The 14380-nt window shown below is 47.6% G+C and carries 11 protein-coding genes; 1 reads left to right on the top strand and 10 read right to left on the bottom strand.

Going from position 1 to position 14380, the window contains the following annotated elements:
• Positions 1–81: 81 nt before the first annotated feature.
• The 10 genes from iolE to H6G50_RS11900 form a co-directional block, all read right to left on the bottom strand.
• Positions 82–1182 carry a myo-inosose-2 dehydratase gene (gene iolE, locus H6G50_RS11945; RefSeq protein WP_190716488.1) on the bottom strand — a complete coding sequence of 367 codons (1101 nt, stop codon included), beginning with the start codon at positions 1180–1182 and terminating at the stop codon, positions 82–84.
• A 74-nt stretch (positions 1183–1256) separates the two neighbouring features.
• Positions 1257–1940 carry a pentapeptide repeat-containing protein gene (locus H6G50_RS11940; protein WP_190716487.1) on the bottom strand — a complete coding sequence of 228 codons (684 nt, stop codon included), beginning with the start codon at positions 1938–1940 and terminating at the stop codon, positions 1257–1259.
• 77 nt (positions 1941–2017) lie between these two features.
• Positions 2018–2476 carry a hypothetical protein gene (locus H6G50_RS11935; RefSeq protein ID WP_242032801.1) on the bottom strand — a complete coding sequence of 153 codons (459 nt, stop codon included), beginning with the start codon at positions 2474–2476 and terminating at the stop codon, positions 2018–2020.
• Between the two features lie 152 nt (positions 2477–2628).
• Positions 2629–3717, bottom strand: a complete 1089-nt coding sequence (locus H6G50_RS11930; RefSeq protein ID WP_190716483.1) for a ferritin-like protein — start codon at positions 3715–3717, stop codon at positions 2629–2631.
• A 93-nt stretch (positions 3718–3810) separates the two neighbouring features.
• Entirely contained in the window at positions 3811–5628 is a 1818-nt protein-coding gene (locus H6G50_RS11925) for a GMC family oxidoreductase (protein WP_190716481.1), read from the bottom strand.
• A gap of 68 nt (positions 5629–5696) precedes the next feature.
• Positions 5697–8612 carry a glucosidase gene (locus tag H6G50_RS11920; protein WP_190716479.1) on the bottom strand — a complete coding sequence of 972 codons (2916 nt, stop codon included), beginning with the start codon at positions 8610–8612 and terminating at the stop codon, positions 5697–5699.
• A 1118-nt stretch (positions 8613–9730) separates the two neighbouring features.
• Entirely contained in the window at positions 9731–10855 is a 1125-nt protein-coding gene (locus tag H6G50_RS11915) for a serine hydrolase (protein ID WP_199302840.1), read from the bottom strand.
• A gap of 150 nt (positions 10856–11005) precedes the next feature.
• Positions 11006–11521 carry a hypothetical protein gene (locus H6G50_RS11910; protein WP_190716475.1) on the bottom strand — a complete coding sequence of 172 codons (516 nt, stop codon included), beginning with the start codon at positions 11519–11521 and terminating at the stop codon, positions 11006–11008.
• A 197-nt stretch (positions 11522–11718) separates the two neighbouring features.
• Entirely contained in the window at positions 11719–12855 is a 1137-nt protein-coding gene (locus tag H6G50_RS11905) for an aldo/keto reductase (protein ID WP_190716473.1), read from the bottom strand.
• A gap of 11 nt (positions 12856–12866) precedes the next feature.
• The gene (locus H6G50_RS11900; RefSeq protein ID WP_190716472.1) at positions 12867–13370 is read right to left on the bottom strand and encodes a bifunctional nuclease family protein; all 504 of its coding nucleotides are present in this window, start codon (positions 13368–13370) and stop codon (positions 12867–12869) included.
• Between the two features lie 233 nt (positions 13371–13603).
• Between H6G50_RS11900 and ribE the strand changes: the two genes are divergently transcribed.
• Positions 13604–14290 (top strand): riboflavin synthase, encoded by a 687-nt coding sequence (ribE, locus tag H6G50_RS11895; RefSeq protein ID WP_190716470.1) that lies wholly within the window; start codon positions 13604–13606, stop codon positions 14288–14290.
• The last annotated feature ends 90 nt before the right edge of the window (positions 14291–14380 follow it).

Below are 14380 nucleotides of genomic sequence, written 5' to 3'. Positions count from 1 at the left end.
CGAGGAAGTCACCCCGCACTCCGATCGATTTGAGATGCTTTTTCTGCGATGAGGCAGAAAGTAGCAAGATTGATTAGTCTGCTAGAGTCCGGTCACTTCGCGGAGATAACTGCGGGCAACAAGGGCATCTTTTAAGGGATTCGTATTGTGCGGGTCTTGCTCGGCTTCAACCATCAACCAGCCTTCATATTTTGCTTTTGCGAGTGCTTGTAAAATGGGCTTAAAATCGATCGCGCCCGCTGAGTCGCCGGGAACGGTAAAAATACCAGCACGAATCGAATCTAAGAAGCTGCGACCCGTTTTTCTCGATTCATCTAAGACGGGTTGGCGAATATTTTTTAAGTGAACGTGCTCGATGCGATCGGCATATTTTTCGGCGACGGCGAGGGGATCGACTCCCGCATAGTATAAATGCCCGGTATCCAGCAGCAGCTTAACCGTATCGGGATCGGTGGAAGCCATCAGGCGATCGATATCTGCGAAGTTTTCAACGCCCGTTCCGATGTGAGGATGATAAACCAATTGCATCCCGCTTTCCTTCGCTTTAGCGCCCAATTGATTCAGCCCTTTCGCTAAATCTGCCCATTGCTCGTCTGTGAAAACAGGGCGTTTTTTTAACGGGTCTACAGGAGTTTGGTGAACGGCTCCTCCTAACTCAGCGACAACAACTTTGTTACCGCCCATGTCCTTCATGAAAGCAACTTGCTTGTCAAATTCTTCGAGGGTTTCTTTCGATTTCCCTTGAGTAAACTCGGTGCCGACCCAAGGTTCAGAAATTTTTAATCCTCGAAGCTCCAACTCGCTTTTTAAGAGGTCTTTTTCTTTCGGGTAAGGAGGAAATTTCGGCGACATTTGCGTCCCTTTGAAACCCGACAGTGCAATCTCACTCAGGATTTGTTCGCGGGGAATGGGAGGTTTGAGATCGATACTGAGATCGTCGCTGTTACTCCAACCCGTTGGCGTAATTCCCAAATCAACTTTTTTGGGGTCAAAAGTTGGGTTTAATGCGGGTTTAGAGGCAGAGGGAACTAAAGAAACCAACACAGAAGAGTCTACCGAAGCGTTAGCGCGGGCGGCTGCATTGACAGGGAGGGCAAAGCCTGTTAAACCAACGAAGAGAAATATCCCCAATAACGCGGACAAACGCGCTATTTTGCTCCAAACAATTGTTAATTTTTTCATCCGGCGTTCTAGATTTATAAACATGAGCGAGCGATTCCTAAATTCTTGAATTAGATTGGGTAAAGATTTCGGCCTTATTGAACAGCGCCAAAGCGAGAGACATCGCCGTTGTATGTCGTTCCATCTGGCATGACTGCATTTGACAGATCGGCTTCCGATAAATTTGTGCCTTTAAGAGTGGCTCCCGATAATCTTGTATTTCTCAAGAAACTCTGAGAGAAATTAGCATTTGATAAGTTGGAGCGAGAAAGAACTCCACCTCGAAACTTGACATTCGTTCCCAAAACTTCAGACAAGTCTGAATCAGAGAGAACAACGGAGGTTAGATCGGCTTCGGTTAAATTAGCCTTCATTAACTTCGTCTTACTCATTAAGGCGTTATACAAATCTGACTTAGACAAGTTCGCACTTGTTAAGTTCGCACCCGTTAAAGTGCTAGCTTCTAAAAAAGCGCCCGATAGATTCGCTTCTGTCAGATCGGCTTCATCGAATTTGGTATCATTGAGAAGCGAATCGGAAAGATCGGTGTGGGAAAGGTTGGCTTTGGAGAGATTTGAGCCATCGAGGGTGCTGCCGTGCAAATTTTTATTCGACAAATCGGCTCCCGATAAATCGCATCTAACGCAACTCCCCGTTGAGAGTAATTGCTCGTACTCTGGGGTAACAAAGGCCTTAGCCGGCAAATTAAAGAGGGTTAAACTCAGAAAAATTGAGAGGGCGATTGTTGCGAGTCCATGAAAGCAAGATTTAAGCTTCATTTTTGTCCTTAAAACTCAAAAACTTTGGCAATATTTGTTAGGTAGAAAGTTAGGATTTCTAGAGAATGAGCGAGGCTTCAACTCTGCGTCAGACTGACGGTGGGAGGTTCGCTCCAAACCCCATATCCCAACCCTTTAGCTCCGGGCGGGTTCACCCCAATTGCAGGCCACAAAAGCCCTTCTGGGTAAGCGGCGGGACTGGGAATAAAGGTGCGATCGTTGGCTTTGGTTCCAAACTCGTCTCGCCAAGCGGCTGGAAGTTGATACCAGGTTGAGACATACCAAAGTTTGATGATATTACGCGCGATCGCGCCGAGTTTCTCAGAACCCAAAATTTCGCTCCGAAGCTGACTCTCTAAATTAGACGCATCCGAGTTGGTATTAATGCGATCGAAGGTTTGAAAGAGTTCTGCTAATATCTCTTCGCCAACAACGCTCAGAACAGTATCGAAGTAAAGCTGGGCTTGTCCTGTCCCTTGCAGTTGAAATTCGGAAAAACCCGTCAGGAGCGCTGATAGAGCCAGAAAAGATTTCATAGAGTTGGAAGCGTTTATATCCATGCGTTATCAATCTCTCAAAAATTAGAGGGTAAAGAAAAGTAATGAGTCTGGATAGAGCGGTTCTGTTGCTTTGATTTTTTCAGCGCAGAACCGTTCTAGTGACAGATTGTGCGAGCAATATTGTCCGATTAGTCTAATCGGAAAATCGGCGCGGCATGAAGGCCATTGCCACCCGGAATCGGATTCCGAATCAGAGCGCTAGCTTGTTCTTTCAAGCGGAACATTCCCCCAACAGCGGGAATGAGTCGATCGGGATTTCCGTCAAAAGCAAATTCAATATCAGCGAGAAATTGGCTGTAAGCCGCCTGAAATTCACGGGCGGCGTTGTAGACTTCTGAGCCTTCCGGGTAATCGCTCAACTTAGCGTTTTCGATGAGCGGATAGACATCATCCCAAGCGACGGTAAATGAGGCTCCCGATGGGGAACCTGGCTCGTCAGATTGTTCGGGTTCGTCTTTATCAACAACGTAATATTGTCCGAGTTCCAGTTGTTGGAAACGGTAGTAATGACCGAGTTCGCGTTCGGCATCGTAAATTGTTCCCAGTCGCGCGCCTTCGCCTTGCTCTTGAATCACTTTTAAGGCGCGAATGGCCGATCGCAGATCGGTCACGGGAATGATATCGCCGCCGCCGTTGTAGTAATAAGCGGGCGTAATTTGGCGCGCCGGATCGCCACAAAATAGTGCGCTGCCCATCTCTTTATGGAGTTGGTAAAGCGCCCGAATAATTTCCGCATAGAACAAGCCGATGCTATAAAAACTCTTAGATTCGTCCCCTTGTATTTTTACGACTTTACTTTTTCCAGGTTCGGAGACAATTAAAGGCTTACTTTCATCAACTTCTTCTTCCGTTCGTTCGATGTTGATAAAGGTTTTAATGGTCTCAGGCGAAAATTTATTTAATCCGACTTGAAAGTCCGTTTCTCCTGTCGGCAAATAAGTTGGATAGACGGGAATAAAATCCTTTGCCGTGAGAACCCCTTTAATATTCCCCCCTACAGCATTGAAAATATTTGCCACGAGGGTAAGGTGGAGCATTTCTTCGACGGCGACGGCCCGGATGATATGAAATGCTTCTAAGTTCGTGCCGGGTTTAAGAGAGTAAAGGGCGGTGATATAAGGGGGGATTGTTGCGTGTTCTAATGCCATCGCTTGCGTTAGGTAATAACGCAAATCGTCAATGGTTTTAATGGGTGTTAAACTTTTGGTTTCGGTCATTGTTAGTGTCTGCTCTCAATCGTGTATTTGCGGGCGTTTTAGTTATGAGTAAGGATGCTTCAAGCAACGTCCGTGCAGTATAGGCGGGCAAGTTTAACCTTTTAATTCTTCGAGCATTTGCTTGGCAGCAATGAAGCTCAGGGCAGCAATGGTCAAGCTTGTGTTCGAGCTACCGATTGTCGGCATACTCCCCGAACCGAGGAGGAAAAGGTTATGGTGATCCCAACAGCGCAGGTTGCGATCGACGACAGAGTTATCTTTAGCCGTTCCCATAATATGGGTTCCAGAAAAGTGGTTTCCGCCGCGATAGAAGTAACCTTCCCCTTCAAATTCAAAATAGGCCGGGTCTGAAGCGTCGTAATGGGTATAATCTTCAGCACCTAAACGCTGAAAGATAATCCGAGAAAGTTTGCGGGTATAAGCGAGGGTACGAAGGCTATAATCGGGCAGGTTGAAGTTAATAACCGGTCGGTAATTTCCGAGCTTATCTTTGTAATTCGGGTCGATAGTGACTCGGTTGTTGGGATCGGGGGGAAGTTCGCACATAAACGCCAGCAGGAGTTGTCGCGAAATCCGACTGATTAAGGTTTGGCGCAGTTCTTTGCCGTATTTATTTTTGCCGTCTATTGCATCGATGACTTCTGACTTCGGCGAGCCGGTTGCCCAGCCCCAACCATCGTTGTGGATATCTACGGCGAAGGCTGATTGTTTTTCACGGAAAGTCCCGTTGCGAAAGCTTCCGATACCTGATGTCACCAGCGGACCGCGCATGGTTCCGGTGACTTCCGGCATCAATGCCCATGCTAGGGTGAAGGGATGATCCATGAGATGCCGCCCGATGAGTCGGCTGGTGTTGGGCAGGTCGGAGGAGAGCAACAACCGAGCGTTTTCAACGGCGTTCGCCGCAAGGACGAATAAGGTTCCTTTAGCAACTCCCCAGGTATATTTTGAGGAATGGGGTTCGTCGTAATGCTTGTAGTGAATTTCAGTGATGTGACCGGTTTGGGGGTCGAATTTGATGGCAGAGGCAACCGCTTGGGCGAGGAAGTGAACTCGCTCGGTTCTGAAGGCTTTAATTAAGGTTCGGCGCGCGTCGTATTTAGCTTGTACCGGACAAATCGGCACGCAGTTGGCGTTTCCTTGGCAGCGTTCGCCGTACTGAACGGGATCGGTAGCGGCTACGCCATCGGGGGTGAAGAGGTTGCCGCGATCGTATTTTGGATTGGGTACGCCGTTGCGACCTTGGGGAAAGGTGCTGAAGTTTAACGGGATTGTTTCGCCGTGCAGTTCGACTTTTGTGCCTCCCACTTTTTCAATTACTTTTTGGTCTAAGTAAGAGGGGGGAAGTTTTTCCATTGGGAAAACGTAGCCTTCTTCAAATTTAGCGCCCAGTTGTTTCTGTTCTTCAACATCCCCGGATACGCCGATTTCCTGCTCGGCTTTACGGTAGTAGGGCATTAAATCTTCGTAGGAAATCGGCCAATCTAGTCCTTGTCCGTATAGCGTTTTGATTTTAAAATCATCCGGTAACATTCGGATGGTTTTGCCTTCCCAGTGCATGGTCGTGCCGCCCGGAACGCGAGTATAGGAACCGCTCAGCCGCATCGGGCCTTTTTCTACGAAGTAGATATCGTCGTCGGTGGGACTGAGGGCATTGGGGTTTTCGGGATAGGGGGCGTTGGCGTTTTTCTCTGTCGCTCCGTAGAAGGTATCGACATAGCTTTGAAAACCGGCGAGGGTTAAGTCTTTGTTTTGTCCGGCTTCAAGAATTAAAACTCTTTTGCCTTGTTGGCTTAATTCTTTGGCAACAATCGCTCCGGCAATGCCAGAACCGACAATGACGGCATCGTAAACCGTTTCCGCGACGGTTTCGGGTTTGACATTGGTAATCGAGGGTTGAGGTTCACTCATGGATGACTCCTTGAAAGGGTATTTTTGCTTCAAATTTGGGAGGGCGCGATCGCTAAATCTCGAACGGACTAACGCTCTGGCGCTTGTTTAGAGAGGGTATATTGTCCGTATTGTTGGATTAGTTTCGCTACAACTCCCGTCCAGCCGGTTTGATGGCTTGCACCGACTCCAGCGCCGTTATCTCCGTGAAAATATTCATAGAAGAGAATCAAGTCGCGCCAGTGAGGATCGCTTTGAAATTCTGCCGTTCCCCCATAAACGGGTCGCCAATCTTTCAGATCGGAATTAAAGGGGTTGGGACGATTTTGTTTGAGAAAGATATTGATAACCCGACGCGACAATTCCATCGAGACTTCCCAGAGGTTCATCTCTTGCATTTCGCCTTTTTCATTGGGACAGTTAACTTTAATCTCGTCTCCCCAGTAGTAATAAAACTTCTGAAGCGATTCGATAATTAAGAAGTTCACGGGCATCCAAATTGGTCCGCGCCAGTTGGAATTACCGCCAAACATGGTAGTTATGGATTCACCCGGGGCATATTTGACCTCATTTTTATTGCCATCAACCCATAAGGTATAAGGATGCTCTTCGTGGTATTTAGACAGCGCTCGAATCCCATAATCGCTCAAGAATTCATTCCGATCTAGCATTCGCTGTAAAATATATTTAAGTCGCTCTTTATTCACGAGTGAAAGATACAATCCTTTTCCTTTTGTAGTGACAAGTTCGATGTTGTTATGTTTCGTCAGTTGGGGACGATTGTTAACAAACCACATCATTCGCTCTTTAAAGTCCGAGGATAAATAGTCATTCACGACTGTTGGGTCGATAGTTTCGACAGCAAACAGAGGAATTAACCCCACCATCGATCGCACTTTCATCGAGAGCGCGCCTCCCGTATTGACTCCATCCGACACTCGACCTTCAGGAGCATTCAGAATATCGTAGTAGAAATTATCATCCTCGTCCCAGATATCAACCTGGTCTTCGCCGCCAATTTTATTCATGGCATCGGCAATCAAGAGGAAGTGCTGAAAGAATTTTGAGGCCATATCTTCATAGTTAGACTTGCCCGAAATTCTCATCAAGGTTTGATAAGTTTCGATCAGTTCTTCATCTTTCTGCTCTAAAACAACTTGCTCGTATTTTTGACGCAGTTGTTGATACACTTGCGTCAAATCTTTATCCCGTTTTGCAAGTTCTGTGGCAATTTTCATCATGTTGAGACAGAACATTGCCATCCAACTCGTTCCGTCGGATTGCTCGATACTCACGCCGGGAGTATTAATATTACTCCGGTCGATCGCGCCAATATTATCCAGCCCCAGAAATCCACCCTGGAAAATGTTCTTCCCGTTTGCATCTTTGCGATTTACCCACCAAGTAAAGTAGAGCGAAAGCTTCTGGAATACTTCTTCGAGGAAATTTGTATCGGCACGACCGTACATTTTTTTCTCAATTTTGTAAACGCGCCATGCCGCCCAAGCGTGAACGGGAGGATTAACATCGCCAAAGTTCCACTCATAAGCGGCCATTTGACCGTTAGGATGCAAATACCATTCTCGCGTGAAGAGATAAAGTTGTTTCTTGGCAAAGTCGGGATCGATGAGGGCAAATGGGATCGTATGAAAGGCTAAATCCCAAGCTGCAAACCACGGATATTCCCATTTATCGGGCATGGAAATAATATCTTCGCAAAATAAGTGGTTCCACTCGTGGTTTCTGCCTTGTTTGCGAACTTGAGGCGGTTTCGGGGGACGGGGATCGCCACTGAGCCAATCGTAGACGACGTAGTGATAAAATTGCTTGCTCCACAGCATCCCAGCAAAGGCTTGGCGCTGGACGGAGCGCATATCATCGGAAAGGTTGTGCGGACAAACTGCGTCGTAAAATTCGTCCATTTCTTGCCGCCGCTGCTGGACGATGTTATTAAATTCTGCGAAGGGAGAACTTAATTCGCTCGTGCTTAAACGCAGTCGAATTGTTACGGTTTCTCCTGCCGGAATGGTGAGGTCGTAATGGGCTGAAACTTTGGTGCCAGTTCCTTCAGGATTGACGGTTTTTTTCTCGCCGCGAGAGACGATGTAATCGTTAATCCCATCTTTGACATAAGAGGTATTTTTCCCCCAGCCAAATCTTTCTAAATTTGTTTCATTTTCGGTGTAGAGAAGTTCTTGGGGAGCTTCGCAATACAGTCGGCGAGGTGCGAGTTTTAATTCTTTTTCTGGACATAACACTTCGACAACGCTTAAGTCCGGAGACGATTGAAGGGTTTTTAAGGATCGTTCCTCTCTTTTATGATTGGGATATCCTAAAGCCCAGGTGTTTTTAAACCAAAGGGTAGGGAGTAGGTGAAGTTTGGCGGCTTCCGGCCCTCGATTGCTGGCTGAGATTTGGATGAGAATGTCTTCGGGATCGTTTTTCGCGTATTCGATCGCAACATCAAAGTAGCGATTTTCTTTAAAGACTCCTGTATCGAGCAATTCGTATTCAAAAGCCGCTGTATTGCTTTTTCGCTTCCGATTTTCTTCGAGCAAATCTTCGTAGGGGAAGGCTTTTTGCGGGTACTTATACAGACATTTCATGTAAGAATGCGTGGGCGTACTGTCTGTATAGAAGTAGTATTCTTTAACGTCTTCGCCGTGATTGCCTTCGTTCCCGGTTAAGCCGAAGAGTCGTTCTTTGAGGATGGCATCTTTTTCGTTCCAAAGCGCGATCGCGAAGCAAATATTTTGGGTATCGTCGGAGATGCCTGCAATCCCGTCTTCGCCCCAACGATAGGCGCGAGAACGTGCTTGGTCGTGGGAAAAATATTCCCAAGCGGTTCCATTATCGCTGTAATCTTCTCGTACTGTTCCCCATTGGCGATCGCTTAAATAGGGTCCCCAACGTTTCCAGCTTTGCTTTTTCTCGCGATCTTCAGCTAACCGTTTTCCTTCGGCTGTGGCTTGAATTGCAACCTGGGATTTTTGGTCTTGTGTCATGTTCGTCGCTCTTGATTTAGGTTTCCGATTTCAGGGTTATATTTAAGCTGCTGATAGTTTGCCAGCATGACAAGTTATAGCAACGCTCCAAATGTGCGAGCGTACTAAATTAACATGGGAACAAAAAGGCGATTGTCGAGTCTTTAAAGCTGAGAACTCAAGCGGCTTCTTCGTAAAAATGGCCGAGCTAATCCGCTCTCTTGCTAGAAGAAACTCGCTCTTTGAAACCTTAATGATTGACTGAATTAATAAACTCTATTGAGTTATTGCTCTCATCCCTTAACGAGAGCTTGTCTTCACCCAGTTCCCCGACTTAAAAGGCTTTCACGTTTAAAGGAAACGGGATTTGGCATACAATTGTTATTTCTTTTGGCTTGCGACAGTCTTGAGTATGCACAGTATGGTTTTAGCGTCATTTTTATTTCGCCCTAGAATACACCCACAAGAAAAATTTGAGTCTTCATCGATAAGTGTTCTTAACAATTTATAGACAACAGTGCCTTTTCTGAATCGTAAAACTAAGGGAAATGGCAAGGACAAAGCAGACTTTGACCCTTCCTTCTAAAGCAGGCTTGGATGTTTGGGTATGCGATCGTTGTCTATCTCATCAGCCACGGCAGAGAGCCTTAAAGCTAGCGTTTGGGGTATGCTCAATTTTTAGTATGCCATCAAAATAATAAACGTCAAGAATTTTGCGGAAGTTTTTTGAAAAAGGTGGATTTTTTTTACTAAAAGTTAAAAAAGTAGTAATAGTTTATACGGTCGATCCGACTTTTCCGACTTTTCCGACTTTTCCGACTTCACGAACTTCCGACTTTTCCGACTTCACGAACTTCCGACTTTTTACTGCTTAGGGAGTAAATTTAGCCAGAAAAGATCTGCTCGGTAAAAGCACAACAGATTTTTTCAAGCTCGACAATCTGGATTTTGGATGAGCGGCTCTCCAGAGCGCCAATCCCGTAAAAAAAATTGACAAAGCTTATTAAAGTTACACTATTGTTTGTGGGGAATTTCTGGTATAGCGATTATCTTACAGACCGACTCAGAAATAACAATTGAGTAGAATATATGCAACTGTTGCCGATCGCTCGGGCGAAATTAGCGCTGGGACAGTTAAGTTATTTCACTTTCAAACCCAAAAGGATGCCATTATAAATCCCTTGGAAGCGCGTTTGGTCGATCGCGTCTTTATTATTCCAAGTCGCACTGATACAGTAGCTTTGACCGGCTTCATCTTCAACGCGAGCGGTAAAGTTGAGGACACCGGGTTCCGAACCGCCTTTATAAGCGACACTCTTCCAATCGGCAGGACTAGCAATGCCGGGATTGATTTGCATTAACGGTAAGGGTGCAACGTTCTCCATTAACTGGCACAACTCCCGCGTTGAAAAAAACCATTCCACATCTAACGCCAGGGGTTTTCCGGCTGCAAACATCTCAACTCCCGGTAGCGGTAAGCTTTGCAGTTCCAATAGGATTTGACGGCGCGTGGTTTCGTCGCCTTGGCGGTAGCGTTGCAGTAGGGCGGCGTTTTCGGGATTTTTGAGAATAAAGGCGGCGCGGGTGCTTAAAAAGGGGCGGTTGTGCGGCGAAAATGCTTCGACAGCATCGCGCCCCACGACTTCGAGTAGCGCATCGGTAGCGGTGTTGTCGCTGATGGAAATCATTAGGGAGGCGAGGGTTGAAAGCGTTAGGGGCGAACCTTCGGGCCAATCTTGGAGGATTCCGGTGGGCAAACTTTTCCAGTTTGATTTTAAGGCGACGACCTCCGACCATTGATGTTGACCGGCGGCGATTTGGCGGGTGAGGGCGTTGAGGATGGCGAGTTTGAAGGCAGAACCGACGGCTAAGGGGCGTTCTGGGTTTAAACTGGCTTGTTCTGTGCCGTTTTTGGAGACGAACAGGCTAACATCGCCCGGTAGCGTTTTCAGTTGCGAAATCGCATCTTCTAGCCTGATGGCATTGAGGCGCGGCGGCCCGAAAAAGAGTCCGACAAAGCGCCCCTGCTCGTCGAGGTGTATGCTAGCGGGGACGCTGCCGCGATCGAATATTATTAGGTAGCGATCGCCTTCTTGTTGGACTTCTCGATATTTCCCCAAACTTCCGTTAATTTGCTTGACAATTTCCTCAATTTGTGTAAGAGGTGCAACGGATAAAAATGAGGGTGCAAACCATTCACTCTGAATTTGAGGACTGGTAAACAATCGTGCGATCGCAGCTTGAGGGGACAGGGTTTGAGGCATTGTCCGAACTTGAGCTAAGACGGGGAAATTATTAGGAATTGATAGCCGAGAATTGAGAATTAACAGTGGCATTAACATAATCATCAAATAAAGCGCTACCCACTACTATTCTCTATTCATTATTCCCTATTCTCTATTCACTATTCATTACTAAAGTCGAAATCGGCTGCGGCGAGCGGGATCGAAATCGATCGCGCATTGTAGGGTAGCAGCATTCGGATCGCAATTATAAATCGCTAAACATTCTTGGCGTTGATTGAAAACGCGGAGTTGATAGCCATACTCCCGCGCTACCGTCCCGAAATGATTGATAAAACTGTAGCGTTCGACATAACCCATCACCGACCACAGTTGCCAGTTTACAACCAGATCGATTTGTTTTTCTGCGGTCTTTGCGATCCAATTAACCAGTAATTTTCCTTCTCCAAACTGCTCGCGAGTCCACCACAAGCTAGGGTTCGTCATCCCATTTTGAGAGAAGCTATAGGCAGTTACAATTCCTTCGCGGGCGGGCAATCCTTCGTCAGTGAGGGCAGTCGCATCAAAGTTACAGGCTGCGAATTTGGGGGATTTTTGAGCGAGGGCAGGAGGACAAAAGGCGAGAAGGCTCAACAGAAAGCAAAGATTGCGTTTTAAGAGAATGCTTGTATAAACTTGATTATTCACGAGCCATTACCCACTATTGAATTTATCGATTTTTAAAAGGTGAAAATAAATCCGCTAATACAGATCGCGAACTATGAATTATAGTGCTACTCGAGCGCGAATGTAGGTTACTAAACGTACCAAAGCCTTGGCTGGTGGGCGCTGCCCACCCTACTAAATTGACTAGAAACCACGAATTACGAATTACGAATTACGAATTACGAATTACCCCAAAGTCGGCGGCGCGGCGATCCTTGTAAGCGTTCGTGGGTATCGCGCAGCAGTTTTGGGATATCGAGATTTTCGGGACAGCGCGGCAAACAGTCGCCGCAGTCGGTGCAGCGATCGCCCCTGCGTCCAGGAAACCAATGTCCGGCGTTTTCAAACATCCGATAGCGGTACTTTCCGAATTCTGTCATCTGGTAAGCAACCGCTAGATTGCGAAGGCGCAGGACTTCGGGGATGTTAATCGCTTCCGGGCAAGGCAAACAGCGATCGCACTGTCGGCAACAATCCGTCCCCAATTCCTCATCCAATCGCGCTTCTAAACGTTGGAAAATCTGCCGTTCTGCCTCCGTTAAAGGCTGTGTCTCGTCCGCCACCGAGAGGGGTTCGAGCAATTCTTCGGGATTCGCCGCACCGACGCTAAGGGTGGCAATCCGCGCATCGGCTAGCAGGAAGCGATAGTTTAAGGCGAGGGGCGTGCGGGGGTGGCATAACTGTTGCAGCATGGGCGGGGGCTGATAAAGTTGTCCGCCTTTGTCGGCTGGCGAGATGATAAAAATGCCTAAATCTTTCTCGGCGGCGAGGCGAATTGCGGCAGCGTTTCTCTGAAAAAAGTAATAATAATGGAGGTTGACAAAATCAAACAAATCTGTGTTAATCGCCGCGAGGATAATGTCAACTGGGGCGTGGGTAGAAAAACCGAGATGCTTGACTTTTCCGGCGGCAACGGCAGCACGCGCGGCTTGCATACAGCCATCGGGACGCAGCACGGCTTCGAGGTGTTCCCAGGTGTTAATGCCGTGAATGGCTAAAGTGTCGAGGGAGTCGAGGTGCAGGCGTTCTAGGGATTCGTCGATCCAAGTCTGCATTGTTGCGGCATCGGGGGCGGGAGGAAGTTTGGTGGTGATGTGGAGGCGATCGCGCGGAACGGAAAGTCCGGCTTGTAGCGCTAAACCTAAATATTCCTCGCTTTTGCCGTAGCCGCGAGCGGTTTCAATATGGTTGATGCCGAGGGCGATCGCGCGTTCCAAGGTAGCGCGGACGTTGGCAGCCGAACTCAAACAGCGCATCGTCCCCAGAGAAAAAACCGATAACCGCAGATTGGTTCTTCCGAAGCGTCGATACTGCATGGAAAAAGCGCTTAGGATTCGTTGGGACTGCTGCGCCCTCGTTCGGTAAAGTCTTCCGGGCGTAAGTTGGCGACAAAATTGCGAAAGGCTTGGCGTTCTTCTTCATCCGCTTCGCGATCGACGGGAATCGAAGCATCGGCGACGACTTCTTCCATCACCCAAATCGGGCTGTCGGTTCGCAATGCTAGCGCGATCGCGTCGCTGGGACGACAATCGACTTCCTTCTTCACTTCGCCTTGAGATAGACACAGCACCGCATAAAACGTATTATCTTGCAGGGAGTGAATGATCACGCGCTCCAAACGCATTTCCCAAGTTTCCAGCAAATTATTAAGCAAATCGTGCGTGAGAGGACGAGGCGGTTTTTGTCCTTCCAAAGCGCCGATAATCGCCTTCGCTTGCTCCTGCCCGATATAAATCGGCAAAGCCCGCCGATCGGAGCCATCTTTAAGCAATACAATGGGACTGCGAGTGATGGCATCCAACGCAATTCCAGCAACTTTCATTTCAATCATCGGCTTCGTCTCTAGAATCTCGTCCGCAAGGTGCGAGGATACGTGGCTTTACTTCCGACGCTCGGGCAGCGCCAAAGAGCGCGTTGTGCTTCCGGCTAGGAGCTAAACTGAAGGCTAAATCAAAAACCTATCTTCTCCAAGTATGCCTCACTAAGGGGTGAATGCGACGTACTCGATCGGAAAAATTCCCCTGGCGCGCCGCCGCTTATATTATCTCTTTCTAACGAAAAACTATGTTTACAGGATTAATTCAAGCTTTAGGACGAGTTCGGCCTCTCGGAAGCGATCGCTGGGAAATTTTGCCCGCGAGCGCCGATTCCGAGCTAATTTTAGGAGACTTAGCGATCGGCGATAGCGTTGCGGTGGATGGCGCTTGTTTGACGGCTGAGGAGATTTCGCCGAACGGCTTTACTGCTGTCGTTTCCCCAGAAACGTTGCGCCGCACTCGCCTCGGTCAAATCGATCCGGCGCTGGATTGGGCGAACTTAGAAACCTCTTTGCGCGTTGGCAGCAAAATCGGCGGGCATTTCGTAACGGGTCACGTCGATAGCGTGGGTTGTTTGCTCGAAAGCGTTCGTACTGCCCAAGCGTGGGAGATGACTTTTGGTTCGGTGTCCTCGTTGCGGTTGGAATGGGAAGACGCGATCGCGCGTTATTTAGTGGATAAAGGTAGCATTTCTGTCAACGGGATCAGCTTAACGATTGCTGAATGCGATCCCGGCGGCAATTGGTTTAAAGTCGCCGTCATTCCTCACACTTACGATCGCACTAACCTCAAGTATTTACAACCGGGCAGTTGGGTGAATTTAGAAGCCGACATTTTAGGGAAGTATGTCGATAAACTCTTAGTTCGGCATTCTTCCGCAGCAGCGAAAGAGGAAGAAATCAGTTTAGCTTTTCTCGCCGAACACGGTTATTAATGAATAATGAATGATGAATAATTAATAATGGACAATTGATAATTTTGAATTTTGCCCATCGCGACGAGGGGGGAATTATAAATTATGAAT

The sequence above is a fragment of the Oscillatoria sp. FACHB-1406 genome, assembly GCF_014698145.1.
In the GTDB taxonomy this organism is placed as follows: Bacteria; Cyanobacteriota; Cyanobacteriia; order Cyanobacteriales; family Spirulinaceae; genus FACHB-1406.
Note: the sequence above shows the minus strand (reverse complement) of the source record. Positions and strands in the feature narration are given on the sequence as shown.

Excerpts from the sequence above, each read along its gene's own strand:
- iolE (WP_190716488.1), bottom strand. The coding sequence starts at position 1,182 with ATGAAAAAATTAACAATTGTTTGGAGCAAAATAGCGCGTTTGTCCGCG.
- H6G50_RS11940 (WP_190716487.1), bottom strand. The coding sequence starts at position 1,940 with ATGAAGCTTAAATCTTGCTTTCATGGACTCGCAACAATCGCCCTCTCA.
- H6G50_RS11935 (WP_242032801.1), bottom strand. The coding sequence starts at position 2,476 with ATGAAATCTTTTCTGGCTCTATCAGCGCTCCTGACGGGTTTTTCCGAA.
- H6G50_RS11930 (WP_190716483.1), bottom strand. The coding sequence starts at position 3,717 with ATGACCGAAACCAAAAGTTTAACACCCATTAAAACCATTGACGATTTG.
- H6G50_RS11925 (WP_190716481.1), bottom strand. The coding sequence starts at position 5,628 with ATGAGTGAACCTCAACCCTCGATTACCAATGTCAAACCCGAAACCGTC.
- H6G50_RS11920 (WP_190716479.1), bottom strand. The coding sequence starts at position 8,612 with ATGACACAAGACCAAAAATCCCAGGTTGCAATTCAAGCCACAGCCGAA.
- H6G50_RS11915 (WP_199302840.1), bottom strand. The coding sequence starts at position 10,855 with ATGCCTCAAACCCTGTCCCCTCAAGCTGCGATCGCACGATTGTTTACC.
- H6G50_RS11905 (WP_190716473.1), bottom strand. The coding sequence starts at position 12,855 with ATGCAGTATCGACGCTTCGGAAGAACCAATCTGCGGTTATCGGTTTTT.
- H6G50_RS11900 (WP_190716472.1), bottom strand. The coding sequence starts at position 13,370 with ATGATTGAAATGAAAGTTGCTGGAATTGCGTTGGATGCCATCACTCGC.
- ribE (WP_190716470.1), top strand. The coding sequence starts at position 13,604 with ATGTTTACAGGATTAATTCAAGCTTTAGGACGAGTTCGGCCTCTCGGA.